Source organism: Pantoea sp. App145 (genome assembly GCF_047947045.1).
In the GTDB taxonomy this organism is placed as follows: domain Bacteria; phylum Pseudomonadota; class Gammaproteobacteria; order Enterobacterales; family Enterobacteriaceae; genus Pantoea.
The window spans coordinates 3,868,642-3,885,756 of sequence record NZ_CP133290.1 but is presented as its reverse complement, the minus strand read 5'-3'; the positions used below and the strand labels follow the sequence as shown (position 1 = coordinate 3,885,756).

The following is a 17,115-nucleotide window of genomic DNA, read 5'->3' as shown; positions in this document are numbered from 1 at the left end:
CACTCATTACATTCCCCTGCTCTTTTCTCAAAAGTCACGTAACGACGAAACTAACTTAATTGCCGGCGGCAACGCCATCCAAAATATGACACCCATCGTCATTTCGTAATCTGCGTGAGATTCGATAAAAACATGTTCACCAAAACGTGTTTTACCACTGTAAAGCCAGCCGCCTTCAACCTCGCCATTTTCTAACTGGATAATACATTCCTGTTTAAAACCCGGGGATTGCTCATTAATATCAATCCATTCAAGTATATGTCGCATAACGCGTACCTTTTAAATGGGCAGGAACATTGAAGTGACAAAAAATCCCAGAACTATGTGCTGAGAGATTTATCTTAGCCGAACTGAAAATATTTATTTCTTATCTATAAACAATGCCTTGCACTGCGGACAAATCATTACCTGCCCACGTGCTTGTTTTATAAAGGATTGTCTGGATATCATTTTGCATTCCGGACACTGAGAATTAACATCTTTGTGTCGCATGGCGTCTAAAGTTCGATTTAGCCAGTTCATAATGTTTACCTCTTTATGGAATTCAATCATAACACACCTTGTTAACAGGGGCCGAAAAATAAGCATATATGCGCTTGCGAATTACTAACAGGCTCATAACGTTGCATATAATTTAAATTTCATCACTAAGCCACGTGCTAATTTTAAAGATAAATTGATATTTTTAATTTTTCTGCCACGCATGCACGTTTTAAATTTTGAGAATGACTATACTTCTATCACGATCATTAAGATTAATCCCACCGTCAAAATGACGTCCCGGAATGAACATCGCCTTTTCTTCCCGCCTTACGTTATTTCTTCTTCATCAGGGGTAATAAAATGAAAACCGGAATTAATTTTTGGCCTCAAAAGGAAGGTGATATTGCCATTGCATCTGTCATTCAGCCTGCATTTTTGCCACAGGATGCTGTTTATCAGGCAGTAAAACCCGAAATATTCACTGAAGCACAGATGGAAAGCTACGGTGAAAAACTGGCGCATACCCATTCCCTCTCGGGTAACAAAGGGGCTTATCGTCTCGTGCAACGACTTGCGCAATGCGAAAAATCACTGATCAAAAATGCAGAAATTCTGTGTGTGGGGGATAAAAGAAGTCTTACCCCCGCCGGAGTGTGGGTGCTGGATAATTTCTACATTATTGAGGAGCAGATCCGTTTGATCCGCCAGTTATTGCCGGCAAAGTTTGGTCAGGGTTTACCCGTATTAAGTGACCCTGCCCACTTCCTCAGAATTCAGGCAATTGCAGACGAAATGGTGAAGCATAGTGATGGGCGCATCGAAAGCAATATTCTCCATCGGCTTGTCTCTTCATATCAACGCGTTACGCCGCTCATGCTGGGTGAGCTATGGGCTTTGCCGACGATGCTACGTTTTGCGCTCATTACCCATCTTGCCAGGATTGTCGAAGAAGTGGCGGCCACACATCAGGAAAGACTGAGAGCCGAAACCTGGATTGACAAAATTCTCATCACCAGGGAAAACGACGCAGCAAAAGCCATTATGGTTGTGGCCGAAATGGCAAGATTAAACCCCATGCCGTCGGGTGCTTTTGTGGCTGAATTGGCTCGTCGGCTGAGTGGCCAGAACCCTACGCTGACGTTAACCTGGATCGAGCAACATCTTCAGACGATGGGATTAACGGTGGCGAAAGTGATCGAGCAGTTTAATCGGCAACTGGCGCTGAGTCAGCTTTCCGTCAGTAACTGCATCGCCGGATTACGTCAGTTAGGGGAAATAGACTGGCAGGCATTTATCGAGTCACTCAGTCTGGTGGAAACCGTTTTATGTCAGGATCCAGCGGAAATTTATCCCCGCATGCATTTTGACAGCCGTGATAGCTATCGCCATATCATTGAACAATTAGCACGCCATAGTCACTTTTCGGAGCAGGAAGTCGCTCAGAAAGTACTGGCGCTGTCCAGCCAGCCTGAACTTCCCAGACGTCAGCAGCATATTGGTTTTTTTCTGCTGGATAAGGGACGAGCGCAGTTAGAACAACATCTGGCAACGCGCTACTCACTGCTGAATCACCTGCGGCATCGTCTGAATCAAACCCCTCTCCTTTCCTGGCTGGGGAGTCTGCTATTGCTGACAACTGCCTGTAGCGCAGAGATGCTGCTGGCAACCCGCCAGGCCGGCATGAACATGTGGATATGGCTATTATTTATTCCGGTCGTCATTATCAGTAGTCAGCTGGTTGTCCAGCTGCTGAGTGAGGTGACCACCCGCAGTCGTGTTCCCGCCTCGCTTCCCCGCCTCAATTACGAAAGTTCCATCCCTGATGAAGCCAGGACGTTAGTCGTGATCCCCTGCATGCTGGAAAGTCACAGTGGCATAGATGCTTTACTCCGCTCGATGGAGGTTTGTTATTTAGGCAATGCCCTGCCGAATATCGTTTTCGCACTGCTCACCGATCTCACAGACAATATTGCAGAGAACGCGGAGAACGATAGCCTGCTGGTTGATTACGCTGTGCTGAAAACCGCAGCACTCAACCGGCGGTATATGACCCCTGACGAAAGCTGCCCCCGCTTCACCCTGTTGCACCGCAACCGTGAGCTGAATGAAGCGCAGGGAATCTGGATGGGTTACGAACGCAAAAGAGGGAAACTGAATGCCCTGAACCGTTGGCTACTCGGAGGATCAGACAGTTTCAGCATTATTAGCGGGGCAACACAGGCGCAGCTTAGCAACGTCAAATATGTTATTACCCTGGACAGTGACACCGTGTTACCACGTGAAGCGGCCCACCGCCTGATCGGGATGATGGCGCATCCGCTCAATACGCCAGTGTTTGACCAGCATAAACAACGGGTTGTGGCTGGGTATGCGATTCTTCAGCCCCGACTGGCTGAAGAAATTCCGCGCCACGGTCAGAGCATTTATGCAAAATTGTGCAGCGGCGTACCTGGTAATGATCCCTATTCATCCATTTCTTCAGATATTTATCAGGATTTATTTGGTGAAGGGTCATTTGTTGGCAAAGGCATCTATGATGTCAGCGCTTTCACCCAGGCAACCCTGAATGCCTGCCCGGAAAATTTAGTGTTGAGTCATGATCTGCTTGAGGGATGCTATGCACGCTCCGGTGTGGCCAGCAATGTGGTATTTTATGAGCAGTATCCTGAAGATTACCTCAGTGATGTAGCCCGCCGCTTTCGCTGGATCAGGGGAGACTGGCAACTCCTTAATTGGTTACGACTGCGGGTAAATTTGCAGGATGGTACCCGACAGAACAATCCGCTGAGCGCCCTTTCACGCTGGAAAATCTTCGATAATTTGCGCCGCAGCCTGGTGGCCCCCCTGTTGCTGCTGGTCATTTTTTTCAGCCTGACCATCATGCCTAATCCGGGCTTATGGCTGGGGGGGATAGTCCTGTTCCTTGTTCTGCCAGCCTTGTGCGCCTTGCTAATGGATGTGATCAGGAAAGGGAAACAACGCAGCTGGCCTCAGCATTATCGCATCGTTCTTAATGACGGATTGTCCCGCCTCTGCCGATCCGGGCTGTTTCTGGCAACACTCCCCTATGAAAGCTATTGGTCCCTGAAAGCCATCATCGTGACGTTATGGCGACTGAATATCAGCCATCGCAATCTGAGCGAATGGGCAAATGCCTCCCAGATAAAAGCCGGTGCCAAACTTTCGGCGCGTCATTATTTTCATGCAATGTGGATTAATCCACTGGCCGGAATCACCTTATTGCTTCTGACTGGCCTGATGATGCCCACACTCATTCTGATTGCATTAACTCTGGCGCTGGTTTGGATCATCACACCGGAATGGGTCAGGCGCATCAGCCATCCGGCACCGTCCCGACAGCCGAAAGTTTCTGCTGAGCAGCAGCATTTTTTACGCCTTACTGCCCGGCGAACCTGGGCGTGGTTTGACGAATTCGTCAATGAAAAGGAGAACTTCTTACCCCCGGATAATTTTCAGGAGATACCTGAAGCTACTGTCGCACATCGCACATCCCCGACCAATATTGGTCTGTCACTGCTGGCGACCCTGACGGCCTGGGATTTTGGCTACCTGACGCAGAGGAAAGTGCTGGCCCGAACGACGGCCACGCTGGATGCTTTGGATAAAATGGAGCACTTTCGCGGTCATCTTTACAACTGGTATGACACTCTGACGTTGCTCCCGCTGCATCCACGTTATGTTTCCAGCGTGGACAGCGGCAATTTAGCTGCGCATCTGATAACCCTCCAGGCGGGATTATCGCAATGGAAAAACCAGCCACTATTCATACCCTCCAGTATGGTGCCCGGGCTCAGGGACACGCTTTATCTGGCTGAATATCAATGCTCACCCACTGAACTGAGTGTATTTGCCAGGTTGCATGCACAATTAGATATCATTGCAACCTGTAGCCCAAACCTCGTTGCCGCTGAAATGACAAAACTTGCCGCCCTGAACGCGCAAGCTATCAGCCGTAGCCGGTCTGGCACAAAATGGCTCAAAGCTTTTTTCCACCAGTTGAATGATTTTCGTGACGAATGGGCACTGTTCTTTGACTGGCTATCGGAAAGCCAGTACTGGCCTGCTGAACCTTGTTCACTGCTCTGGCTGGCCAACCTGGCAAAACACCGACCGGAGTTAACCTCACAGCAAACCCAGCCGGTGATGTGGGCTGCCCGTCAGCGGCTGGCCACGTTAATCGAGCTGGAAACCCGGTTACGCGATCATGCCAAAATGGATTTTCGCTTCCTGTATCATTCTTCAACCGCATTGTTGAGCGTCGGGCACAACTGCGAAAGCGGTCTGCCGGACAGCAGCAAATACGACCTTTTCCCCTCGGAAGTCCGCCTGACTCATTATTACGCCATCTCAGCAAATCAACTCCCAATGAAGAGCTGGTTTACTCTTGGCAGGCTGTTCACCCTGCTGAACGGACAACCCGCAGTGATGTCCTGGAGCGGTTCCATGTTTGAGTATTTGATGCCGCATCTGGTGATGCCATTTTATCCCGAGACACTACTTGAGAAGATGGCCAGGTCCGCAGTCAGGCAACAGATCGCGTCCGGCAAGTCATCAGGAACACCATGGGGGGTGTCAGAATCCGCTTATGCCAGTTTTGATGCCAACCATAACTATCAGTACAAGGCTTGTGGCACACCCGAACTGGGGTTGAAAAACGGATTGAATGAAGATCATGTCGTTGCCCCCTATGCAACGTTGCTGGCGTTAATGGTCTTCCCTCATGCAGCGATTGATAACCTTTATCGCCTGAAAACGTTAGGGGCCACTGGAGAGTATGGCTTTTATGAAGCGCTGGATTTTACCCCGCAGCGCTTAACCAATGGGCAACGATTCGCCCCGGTAAAAACCTATATGGCTCATCACCAGGGCATGGGGTTACTGGCTATATCACATCTGCTATTTAATGCCCCAATGGTAGAGCGTTTCATGTCAAGTGCCTTGTTTCAGTCATCTCGTCTGCTGATGCAAGAACGGCTTCCCGATGACATCGAGCTATATACCCCACGCCGTCAGTTCGTTGACACTTCGGAAAACAAATCGTCCAGGGCCGTAAGCGGTGAGCGTGAATTTAGCAAAGGCGACACCCGAGTACCGCAGCTTCAGTTACTTTCTAATGCTGATTACCACTTAATGATCACGCAAACGGGGGTCGGTTATAGTACCTGGCAGGGGTTAGCACTGACGCGCTGGCGTTGCGATGCCAGTCGCAATAATCAGGGCATATTTTGTTATATCCGCGACCTGAAAACTGAGACGGTAATGAGCAATGTCTTGCAGCCAGTCAATAACGATCGCGCTGATTACCACACGCATTTCCGTGATGCTGGCGTGGAATTTCACGGTACGGACGGCGCAATCAGCGCGCAGACTCACATCGTTGTCTCACCCGAGGATGACATTGAAATCAGACGGATAACCTTAACGAACCGCTCACGTCATCCCGGAGAATTTGATATCACAACTTACGCCGAAGTGGTACTGGCACCAGCCGATCAGGATTTAGCGCACCCGGCCTTCAGCAACCTTTTTGTGCAGACCGAGATCGTGGCCGAACTTGAAGCCATTCTGGCGCATCGTCGTCCACGCACTGCCCATGAAGCCACCCCGTGGATGTTTCATGCCATGGTAATACATGGCGCATTTGAAAGAAGCACCTCTTTTGAGACTGATCGGGCGCGTTTTATTGGTCGGGGAAACAGCGTCGCCACCCCCCAGGCGCTTGCTCCGGCCGCAGTGCTTTCTAATAGTGATGGCTCGGTGCTGGATCCTGTGCTGTCCATCAGGCAGGCATTTCGTCTGAAAGCAGGTGAATCGGTGGTCATTGATATGATTTATGGCGTCACTCTGCAACGTGACACCAGCCTGTCGCTGATTGAAAAATACCGCAATCAAACTAACGCCAACCGCATCTTTGAGCTGGCCTGGTCACACAGTCAGGTGGTATTGCGGCAGCTAAATGTTACGGCGGAAGATGCGAGCCTGTTTAATCAGCTCGCCAGCGCCGTGATCTTCCTGTGCCCTGAAATATGGGGGGATACAAAATCTATTCAGCAAAACCGTCTTGGGCAGTCAGCTTTATGGCGCTATTCGCTGTCGGGTGATTTACCCATCGTGGTACTGGTGGTTGATCAGAGCGAACAGATGGATTTGGTGCTGTCTTTAATCCAGGCGCATCAGTATTGGCGGCAGAAAGGGTTACTCGTCGATCTGGTCATCCTGAACATGGATCATGGCGGCTATCAACAGACATTGCACAGTCAGATACTTGGGCTGCTTACCTCACATGAAGCATCAGTGCTGGTGGATAAACCGGGAGGCATTTTTCTCCGTAAAGAAGAAACGTTTACAGTGGAAGATCTGCGATTATTAATGAGCGTTGCCGCTGTGGTACTGCGAGGCAGCAACGGCAGCCTGACCGATCAGCTCAGTATGATCCTCAGGCCAGTGCACCCGGTATCAACGCGATTAATTCCGACGTCCTCCCCCTTCCCTGACCAGCCCGCCCCATCTTTAGCGACTCAACCTGCGTGTTTTTTCAATGGCATCGGGGGTTTTACTACCACAGGAAGTGAATATCAAATCTGTCTGAAGCCCGGACAGCAAACCCCTGCCCCCTGGTGCAACGTACTGGCAAATCCATTATTTGGCTCAGTCATCAGCGAAAGTGGACAGGCTTACAGTTTTTATGAAAATGCGCATGAATATCGTTTAACGCCCTGGGAAAACGATCCGGTCAGCGATCTTTCTGGCGAAGCTTTCTATATTCGTGATGAAGAAAGCGGTGAGGTCTGGTCACCCATGCCACTGCCGATACGTGGTACGGGTGATTATCTGATCAAACATGGTTTTGGTTACAGCACGTTCGATCATACGCAACAAGGGATTACCAGCGCGATGACCGTGTTCGTCGCGGAATCCGCCGCCGTTAAACTGACTCTGCTGACGATCAGGAACCATTCTGGCCGGTCCCGTCAGTTATCCGTTACCGGCTATGTCCAGTGGGTACTGGGTGAGTTAGCGAGTAAATCCGCAAGCCATATTGTGACGTCTTCGATTACCCCGACGGCAGGGAGTGCCATTCTGGCAAACAATTATTACGGCGGTACAGATGCTGCACGTAGTGCGTTTTTCGCCGTGACTGGCAACCGGATAGCGTTAAGTGCCAACTGCTTTGAATGTCTTGGCCCTAATGGCACGGTCAGGCAGCCGGCGATGATGCAGAAGCGTGGTTTATCAGGTACTACCGGGGCGGGTTACGATCCCTGCGCAACATTGCAAAGTGTCACCACACTTATTCATGGTGATAGCCGTAGTTTTGTTTTCGTGCTGGGCGTTGGCAAAGATTTGCCTGATGTCTGCCAACTGCTGGAACACTATCTGGTCAGCGAAAATGTCGAACTGGAACTCGGGAAGGTCAAAACACACTGGCAGACATTGCTCGATAAAATTCAGATAGTGACGCCAGATCCTGCCGTAAACATATTGGCTAATGGCTGGCTGCTATATCAAACCATCGCCAGTCGCTTGCTGGCTCGCAGTGGCTACTATCAATCGGGTGGTGCTTACGGTTTTCGCGATCAACTCCAGGATACGCTGGCGCTGTCCCACAGCTCACCGGATACATTACGTAATCAGCTGATACTTTGTGCTTCACGGCAATTTCTGCAAGGTGATGTCCAGCACTGGTGGCATATGCCGGGTGGAAAAGGGGTACGGACGCGCTGTTCCGATGATTATCTCTGGCTCCCTTTTGCGCTTTGCCGCTATATCGAGGCAACAGAGGATTTGACGGTGCTGTCGCAAGTGATTCCCTATCTGGAAGGACGGCTGCTGGATGCCGACGAAGAGTCTATCTATGAAAAACCGGATATCAGCCAGACCGCAGAAACGCTGTGGCAGCACTGCATCTGCGCGATTAAGCACGGCTTAAATTTTGGTGAACATGGTCTGCCGCTGATGGGTTCAGGTGACTGGAATGATGGGATGAACACAGTTGGCATCGGTGGTAAAGGCGAAAGCGTCTGGCTGGGCTTCTTTCTTTACAGCGTATTAACACATTTCAGCACCCTGGCGGATCGGATCGGGGATCATGCCACTGGCATATTCTGTCGGCAGCATGCGGAAAAATTACGGGTCGTTCTGAATGATTCAGCCTGGGATGGGAATTGGTATCTGCGCGGTTACTTTGATAACGGAGAAAAACTGGGGTCAGGCAGTAGCGTTGAGTGCCAGATTGATGCAATCGCTCAAAGTTGGGCGGTGTTGTCAGGTGCAGGCGATGCAGAAAAGTGCCGGATAGCTATGGCGGCGCTGGATACCCATTTGGTGGATGAGAAAATGGGTCTGATTAAATTGCTCACTCCGCCGTTTAACGGTGCGGGACCTAATCCTGGCTATATCCGCGGTTACCTGCCTGGTATCAGAGAAAACGGCGGACAATACACCCATGGTGCATTATGGGCGATTATGGCATTTGCTCAACTGGGTGACATTGAGCGGGCATGGTCACTGCTGGCATTAATTAATCCGGTGAATCACAGCCTGGATGCCAGCAAAATGGCCGTTTACAAAGTTGAACCCTATGTCATGGCCGCCGACATCTACGCCGCAGCATCTCATGCTGGACGAGGAGGGTGGACGTGGTACACCGGCTCTGCAGGATGGACTTATCAGTTAATTACCGGGAGTTTATTGGGGATTGTCAGACACGGGGAATGTTTGGCGCTGCGACCACGCCTGCCTGCGGCCTGGCCGGAAGTCATGATCATCTACAAAGAGGGCCATGCCACTTATCATATCAATGTGGTCCGCGGTGAGTCCGACTATCAACTTTGGCTGGATGGCAACCGGTGCCCTGGCGATGAAATTCACCTGAGTAAGGAACCCGGTGACCATGAGGTAAAGGTGGTGCTGGCAAATGATCCTTACCCGTTACTGAATTCGTCATGGTGCGGTGAATCGCACCACGACAAAAAAGAAGAGTCATCTAAGGAGGATTCATAATCCCAATCGATTCGGACGTTATAGCGTACTGGTACGTCCTGTTAATTAACACAACAATGAAATAGTTTTTTGGGTTACTATTACCCTATTATGATTATTTGTCTGCACATCTCGCTATGAATGCTTCCCATCAGGGCCTCAATTCTGCCCTGGTCGCACTGATGTCGGTCGCGACTGGCCTTGCCGTCGCCAGTAACTATTATGTCCAGCCGCTGCTGGATACCATCGCCCACCAGTTTAATCTCTCCGTCAGCCTTGCTGGTTTTATCGTCACCACTGCCCAACTGGGTTATGCATGCGGCCTGCTACTGCTGGTGCCATTGGGGGATATGCTGGAACGCCGTAGCCTGATCGTGTCGATGAGCCTGCTGGCCGCCGGTGGCATGATGATCACCGCGCTCTCCCCTTCTCTACCCTTCATGCTGCTGGGCACCGTTGTCACCGGGTTATTTTCCGTGGTGGCGCAGATGCTGGTGCCCCTCGCCGCCACCCTGGCTGCGCCCGAAAAACGCGGCAAGGTGGTCGGGACGGTGATGAGTGGTTTGCTGCTGGGTATCCTGCTGGCACGTACCGCCGCAGGGGCACTGGCACAACTGGGCGGCTGGCGCTGCGTCTATTGGACTGCCAGCGTACTGATGATCCTGATGGCGCTGGCGCTGTGGCGATTTCTGCCACGCTATAAACAGCATGTGCCGCTGAATTATCCGCAGCTGCTGCGCTCCATCTTTAGCCTGTATGCCGGTAATCGGGTGATCCGTACCCGCGCATTAACTGGCTGCCTCAACTTTGCCAACTTCAGCATGCTCTGGACCTCAATGGCGTTTCTGCTATCTGCCCAACCCTATGGCTTTAATGAAGGTGAAATTGGCCTGCTGGGGCTGGTCGGTGCAGCGGGCGCGCTGGCGGCACGTCAGGCGGGTGGCCTCGCCGATAAGGGCAAAGCCAAACTCACCACCAGCGTCGGATTGCTGATTATGCTGGTGGCCTGGCTGGTGACCGCACTGGGCGCACAGCATTTGCTGGCGCTGATTGTCGGTATCCTGCTGCTCGATTTAGCTGTTCAGGCAGTGCATATCACCAACCAAAGCGTCATTTATCGCCACAAACCCGAGGCACGTAATCGCCTCAATGCCGGTTATATGACCAGTTATTTTATTGGCGGCGCACTGGGCTCCATCATCTCAGCGAACGCATTTCATCATGCAGGCTGGTATGGCGTTTGTGGGGCTGGTGTGCTGTTCACCGTAATTAACCTATTGATTTGGTGGCGCAATGCGCGTTTCGAAAGTGTTTAGAAAACGTAAAGACCGGACCAAATGAATGAGCAATACTGTTCATCAATGATTGGGTTTGTTATGGTTAGCCAGAGAGTTATTCATCAGGGTTATTTTTTCTCGCGAAATTATTCAACAGTAAAAAGATTTCGCGAGGCGAATTGATAGCATCCCTTGTCTGCGAATCTGCAGCCATCGGATCGGGCCATGTGCCCGGGGTCAGGGAGCGGCCTCGAATCGCCTGGTGTTGACAGTGTGATCCTGCTAACAATCACATGCGGGAATTATGACTACGCTTAATCTGTCACCATCATTACTATACCAGTTGCAACTAGTGAGGTTTTTTTAGAATGGAAAGTTCGTTTACTCCCATTGAGCAGATGCTAAACATCCGTGCTACTCGCCACAAAGATTTTCCACTGCAGGAAATCATCCTGACGCGTCTGTGCATGCATATGCAGGGCAAACTGCTGGATAATCGCAACAAAATGTTGAAGGCGCAGGGAATTAACGAAACCTTATTCATGGCGCTGATCACCCTGGACGCGCAGGAAAACCAGAGCATCCAGCCATCAGAATTGAGTTCCGCACTGGGTTCTTCCCGTACCAACGCCACGCGTATTGCTGACGAACTGGAAAAACGCGGCTGGATTGAGCGTCGTGAAAGCGATAACGATCGCCGTTGCCTGCATCTGCACCTGACAGAAAAAGGTAACGAATTCTTACGTCAGCTGCTGCCACCGCAGCACCAGAGCCTCCAATATCTCTGGTCCTCCCTCTCCTCAGACGAACAGGGCCAGCTGGAAGCCATTACCCGTAAGCTGCTTAACCGCCTCGACAAAATGGACGAAGACCAACTCATCGCCTCTCTGTCGCGCTAATAGCAAGAAGTGCGACACAATCACCTGTCGAAACCGATATTTTAATCCCCTTTTGTCCGGCCAGCGTGTTAAACGCTGGCTTTTTTCGACTCGGGACCCCGTGTTGATGGATCAGTACATCCCGAAAAAATGGAAAACGTGGAGAATCAAATGAGTGCGACAGCGGAAGCCCAAAGCCCGCAACAGCCAGCAAATAAAAAGAAGAAGCGCAAAGGTGTGCTGATCCTGCTGGCAATCGTGTTTGTATTAATTGGTGTGGCATATCTGGCTTACTGGTGGGTGGTACTGCGGCATTTTCAGGAAACCGATGATGCTTATGTCTCCGGTAACCAGGTGCAGGTGATGGCACAGGTTTCTGGTAGCGTGAATAAAGTCTGGTTCGATGATACCGACTTCGTAAAAAAAGGTGATGTGCTGGTATCGCTCGACAAAACCGATGCCGAACAGGCATTCGAGAAAGCCCAGACGGCGCTGGCCACCAGCGTTCGTCAGACGCATCAGTTGATGATCACCGGCAAGCAGGATCAGGCCACCATTGCATTGCAGAAAACTGCACTGGAACAGGCGGAGGCGGACCTGAAACGCCGTGAGCCGCTGGGTGCGGCTAACCTGATTGGCCGTGAAGAGTTACAGCACGCCCGTGATGCTGTGGCAACCGCTAAAGCACAGCTCGATGTGGCGGAGCAGCAGTTCAACGCGAATCAGGCGATGATCCTCAACACCTCGCTGGAAAACCAGCCCGCTGTCAAACAAGCATCTGCTGAACTGCGCGATGCCTGGCTGGCACTGCAACGCACCGATATTCGCAGCCCGATGGATGGTTATGTCTCCCGTCGTAGCGTTCAGGTAGGTTCGCAAATCTCCACCAGTACGCCGTTGCTGGCGGTGGTTCCGGCCACCAATTTGTGGGTGGATGCTAACTTCAAAGAGACCCAGCTGGCAGACGTTCGTATTGGACAGCCTGCGACAGTGGTCAGTGATATCTACGGTGATGATGTGGTGTATCAGGGGAAAGTGGTTGGCCTCGATATGGGCACCGGTAGCGCCTTCTCGTTGCTGCCAGCCCAGAACGCCACCGGTAACTGGATCAAAGTGGTTCAGCGTCTGCCGGTGCGTATCGAACTGGATGCCAAAGAAGTGGCGGATCATCCACTGCGTATCGGTCTGTCCACCCTGGTGAAAGTGGATACTTCGAATAAAGAGGGTGCAACCCTGGCCAGCAGCGTACGTGCTCAGGCCGCTTATGAAAGTAATGCGCTGGCAATCGACCTGACACCGGTTAACCAGATGATCACTGACATCGTTCGTGCCAACGCCGGCTGATAACGCGGGAGGCTGTTATGGCACAAAAACCGCTTGAAGGCGCGCCGTTAGTCCTGATGACCATCGCCCTGTCGCTGGCGACGTTCATGCAGGTACTCGACTCGACTATCGCCAACGTGGCGATTCCAACCATCGCCGGTAATCTCGGTGCCTCGAACTCGCAGGGCACCTGGGTGATCACCTCCTTCGGGGTGGCAAACGCCATCTCGATCCCGATCACCGGCTGGCTGGCGAAACGCGTGGGTGAAGTGAAGCTGTTTACCTGGGCGACCATTTTGTTCGCCCTCGCCTCCTGGGCGTGTGGTATGTCAGAAAGTCTGTCGATGCTGATTTTCTTCCGTATCATCCAGGGGGTCGTGGCAGGCCCGCTAATTCCTCTGTCGCAGAGCCTGCTGCTGAACAACTACCCACCCGCAAAACGCAGCGTGGCGCTGTCGTTATGGGCAATGACGGTGATCGTCGCGCCGATCTGTGGACCGATACTCGGTGGCTGGATTAGCGATAACTATCACTGGGGCTGGATCTTCTTCATCAACGTGCCGATTGGCGTGGTGGTGGTGATGCTGACGCTGCAAACCCTGCGTGGTCGCGAAACCGCAACCGCCGTCCGGCCGATTGATATGGTCGGTCTGGTGCTGCTGGTGGTGGGTATTGGCTGTCTGCAGGTGATGCTGGACCGTGGCAAAGAGCTGGACTGGTTTAGCTCGACGGAGATTATCGTGCTGACGGTCGTCGCCGTGGTCTCCCTTTTGGTGCTACTGGTGTGGGAACTGACCGATGACCATCCGATAGTCGATCTTTCGCTATTTAAATCGCGGAATTTCACCATCGGTTGTTTGTCGATCAGCCTCGCTTACATGCTCTACTTCGGCTCGATCGTGTTGTTGCCCCAGCTATTGCAGGAGGTGTACGGCTACACCGCCACCTGGGCTGGGCTGGCCTCAGCACCGGTCGGGGTGATTCCGGTGATCCTGTCGCCGATTATCGGGCGCTTTGCGCATAAGCTGGATATGCGCCGTCTGGTGACCTTCAGCTTTATTATGTATGCCGTCTGTTTCTACTGGCGCGCGTATACCTTTGAGCCGGGGATGGATTTTGGTGCGTCGGCGTGGCCGCAGTTTATTCAGGGCTTCGCAGTGGCATGTTTCTTTATGCCGCTGACCACCATCACGTTGTCGGGCTTACCGCCGGAACGTATGGCGGCAGCGTCCAGTCTGTCCAACTTCGTGCGAACGCTGGCGGGTTCCATCGGTACCTCGATCACCACCACCATGTGGACCGATCGCGAATCAATGCATCACAGCTATTTGTCGGAGTCGGTCAATCCGTACAACGCCAATTCGCAGCAGATGTACGATCAGCTGGAAAGTCTCGGGATGACCCACCAGCAGGCCTCTGCGTATATCGCGCAGCAGATCACCAACCAGGGCCTGATTATCTCAGCCAACGAGATTTTCTGGGCCTCCGCCGGGGTGTTTATCATTCTGCTGGTGTTGATTTGGTTCGCGCGTCCGCCTTTTGGGGCGGGCGGCGGTGGCGGCGGTGCACACTAAGCCAGAAAGCAAAACGGGCCATTCGGCCCGTTTTTTTATGCGTTCTGTCGCCACCATTCGGCGAGCAGGATGCCGGTAGCTACCGACACGTTAAGGCTTTCCACGTTGCCGGTGCCGCCAATCGACAAGCTCATGTCGCCCTGCTGGAATGCGCTGTCGGACAGACCTTCACGCTCCTGACCCAGCACCAGCACCATTTTGGCCGGTAATTCAGCTTTCGCCAGCGGCGTACCTTCATGGCTTGAAGTGGTCACAATGGTGTAGCCCGCTTTACGGAACGCTTCCAGACCCTCGGAGAAGCTCTCACCGCTGATCGCCTGGACATGCTCGGCACCGCCTTCTGCGGTACGTACCGCTGCACCTGATTCCAGCAGCGATGCGTCATTGACCAGCAGGCCCTTCACGCCAAAGTGCGCGCAGCTACGCATGATGCCGCCGAGGTTATGCGGGTTGCTGACATCTTCCAGCGCCAGCACGCAATCTTTGGCTTCGGCCTGGCTTAACCATTCAGAAACCGCCATGCCCATGCGTTTTTTGATAATGAAGCAAACGCCGCCATGATGTTCAGTGCCTGAGGCTTTCGCCAGTTCGGCATCTTCAACCACGTGATAGGCTTTACGATTGGCCGCCAGCCAGCGCAAGGTCTCGCGGAAGCGCGGCGTCACGCTCTGCACAAACCAGGCACGTACGATGCTTTCAGGACGACTCTGGAACAATGCCTGACAGGCATTTTCACCGTAAACGCGCGTCTCTTCCTGACGCTGACGGCGAATCTGCTCCGGATCGATGGCAGGCTTGCTGCTACCCACCTCATCAGACAGGCTTTCTTCACTAACCGGTGGACGCGAAACAGTGCGCCACGGTGAATCTTCATAGCCACGCGAGGATTCGCGGTCGTTACGACGACCGGCACTGCGGCCACCTTCTTCACTATTACGTCCGCCACGAGGACCGGCGTTACGGCCACCCTCTTCATTATTACGTCCGCTACGAGGCCCGGAACGACGATTATCTTCCTGGCGCGCAGCAGTACGGCCGCCTTTGCCGGTACGGGGGTTTGGCGCACGCGAGCCTTTCTGGCCCTCATCCTCACCACGTACATACATCACTTTTACCTTGCCGCTTTTGCCTTTAAATTCGTCGTTCATCTGTTCCTCCAGCATTGAGAGCGCGAAGATTACCTGATGTGTAGGCGCTTAGCTATCAACTATTGAACCTATTGGGCAATCCAGATTGAGCATAGCACTCAACCCTTTCATAATGCTCGGCAATCGTAAGTTTTACAGGTCCGGTTGAGGTAACTATGAATACGGTATGCGCCTCCTGTCAGGCAACCAATCGCGTGCCCGATGCACGCATTGCCGATGGAGCCAAGTGTGGCCGCTGCGGCGGTGAGTTGTTCAACGGTGAAGTGGTCAGCGCGACGGCCGCGACGCTGGATAAATATTTGCAGGATGATCTGCCGGTAGTGGTCGATTTCTGGGCACCGTGGTGTGGTCCTTGCGTCAATTTCGCACCGGTGTTCAAAGATGTCGCCGATGAACGTCGTGGTAAAGTGCGTTTTGTAAAGGTTAATACCGAAGCAGAACCCGCACTCAGCTCGCGTTTTCGCATTCGCAGCATACCCACCATCATGCTGTTTAAGAACGGTGAAATGGTCGATATGCTCAATGGTGCCATGCCCAAAGCACCCTTTAATGAATGGCTCGACGAATCGCTGTGATCCTGCCCCTGGCCAGCCTTGCGCTGGCCATATTACCTTTCTGCGGCAATTCCATTACAATTGTGTTTTTTCTGCCCGCCTGAGTGTTATGTCTGAAAATGCTGTCCTGCGTTTGCGTTCGCAACGCCTTGCCCGCGCCACGCGCCCCTTTCTGGCACGAGGAAATCGTGTTATCCGCTGTCAGGGCTGTCTTTTGCCGCATAAGCATTGCGTCTGTGCCAGCTTACAACCGCAAACCGCGCGTAGCCGTTTCTGTCTGGTGATGTTTGATACCGAACCAATGAAGCCGAGCAACACCGGACGCCTTATCGCCGACATCTTGCCAGATACGCTGGCATTTGGCTGGTCGCGTACCGAGCCGGATGCAGCATTATTACAGGCGGTGCAGATGAGTGAATACCAGCCTCTGGTGGTGTTCCCCGCTTCCTATGCCGATCCTGGCCGTGCGGTATTGACCGAACCGCCAACCACCGGCAAGCCACCGCTGTTTATTATGCTCGACGGCACCTGGACTGAAGCCCGCAAAATGTTCCGCAAAAGCCCGTGGCTGGATGCATTTCCGGTGATGTCACTGAATGTCACCACGCCTTCGCGTTACACGCTGCGTGAAGCACATGGTGAAGGCCAGCACTGCACTGCTGAAGTCGCCGCCGCCCTGCTGAAGCAGGCGGGTGATGCAGCAGCGGCCAACGCTTTGCAACAGCATTTCGAACAGTTCCGTCAGGCGTATCTGGCCGGAAAGCCGCATCATCCTGTACACGCGCTGGACGAAGCCCTGTAGCAGACTGCGATCGGTGAATCGGCAAACGGCGCCAAAAGCGTTTACAATCATGCAAATCCCCATGTCAGGAGTG

Annotated in this window: 10 protein-coding genes; 7 read left to right on the top strand and 3 right to left on the bottom strand. The window is 52.5% G+C overall.

The window, feature by feature from the left end; all coding sequences use genetic code 11:
* Positions 1–27: 27 nt before the first annotated feature.
* Both RCF31_RS17900 and RCF31_RS17895 read right to left on the bottom strand, forming a co-directional pair.
* On the bottom strand, positions 28–267 hold the full coding sequence (locus RCF31_RS17900; RefSeq protein WP_416411854.1) for a hypothetical protein: 240 nt from the start codon (positions 265–267) through the stop codon (positions 28–30).
* 93 nt (positions 268–360) lie between these two features.
* Positions 361–450, bottom strand: coding sequence for a hypothetical protein (locus RCF31_RS17895; protein ID WP_416413289.1), 90 nt, complete (start codon positions 448–450; stop codon positions 361–363).
* A gap of 393 nt (positions 451–843) precedes the next feature.
* On the opposite strand from RCF31_RS17895, the gene RCF31_RS17890 reads away from it, so the two are divergent.
* The 5 genes from RCF31_RS17890 to emrB all read left to right on the top strand — a co-directional run bounded on the left by RCF31_RS17890 (position 844) and on the right by emrB (position 14,538).
* Positions 844–9,507, top strand: coding sequence for a GH36-type glycosyl hydrolase domain-containing protein (locus RCF31_RS17890; RefSeq protein ID WP_416411853.1), 8,664 nt, complete (start codon positions 844–846; stop codon positions 9,505–9,507).
* Between the two features lie 116 nt (positions 9,508–9,623).
* Positions 9,624–10,802, top strand: coding sequence for an MFS transporter (locus RCF31_RS17885; RefSeq protein WP_416411852.1), 1,179 nt, complete (start codon positions 9,624–9,626; stop codon positions 10,800–10,802).
* 329 nt (positions 10,803–11,131) lie between these two features.
* Positions 11,132–11,662 (top strand): transcriptional repressor MprA, encoded by a 531-nt coding sequence (mprA, locus tag RCF31_RS17880; protein ID WP_084876402.1) that lies wholly within the window; start codon positions 11,132–11,134, stop codon positions 11,660–11,662.
* Positions 11,663–11,812: 150 nt separating this feature from the next.
* Positions 11,813–12,985 (top strand): multidrug efflux MFS transporter periplasmic adaptor subunit EmrA, encoded by a 1,173-nt coding sequence (emrA, locus tag RCF31_RS17875; protein WP_416411851.1) that lies wholly within the window; start codon positions 11,813–11,815, stop codon positions 12,983–12,985.
* A gap of 17 nt (positions 12,986–13,002) precedes the next feature.
* Positions 13,003–14,538: a multidrug efflux MFS transporter permease subunit EmrB gene (emrB, locus tag RCF31_RS17870; protein ID WP_208716213.1), complete on the top strand. Its 1,536-nt coding sequence runs from the start codon at positions 13,003–13,005 to the stop codon at positions 14,536–14,538.
* 35 nt (positions 14,539–14,573) lie between these two features.
* Here the strand turns inward: emrB and RCF31_RS17865 are convergent, their stop codons facing one another.
* A complete protein-coding gene (locus RCF31_RS17865) occupies positions 14,574–15,686 on the bottom strand; it encodes a tRNA/rRNA methyltransferase (RefSeq protein ID WP_416411850.1) in 1,113 nt (370 codons plus the stop codon).
* Between the two features lie 155 nt (positions 15,687–15,841).
* Between RCF31_RS17865 and trxC the strand changes: the two genes are divergently transcribed.
* Both trxC and RCF31_RS17855 read left to right on the top strand, forming a co-directional pair.
* Positions 15,842–16,261: a thioredoxin TrxC gene (gene trxC / locus RCF31_RS17860; RefSeq protein ID WP_084876407.1), complete on the top strand. Its 420-nt coding sequence runs from the start codon at positions 15,842–15,844 to the stop codon at positions 16,259–16,261.
* Between the two features lie 88 nt (positions 16,262–16,349).
* Positions 16,350–17,042, top strand: coding sequence for a tRNA-uridine aminocarboxypropyltransferase (locus RCF31_RS17855; protein ID WP_416411849.1), 693 nt, complete (start codon positions 16,350–16,352; stop codon positions 17,040–17,042).
* Positions 17,043–17,115: the final 73 nt, after the last annotated feature.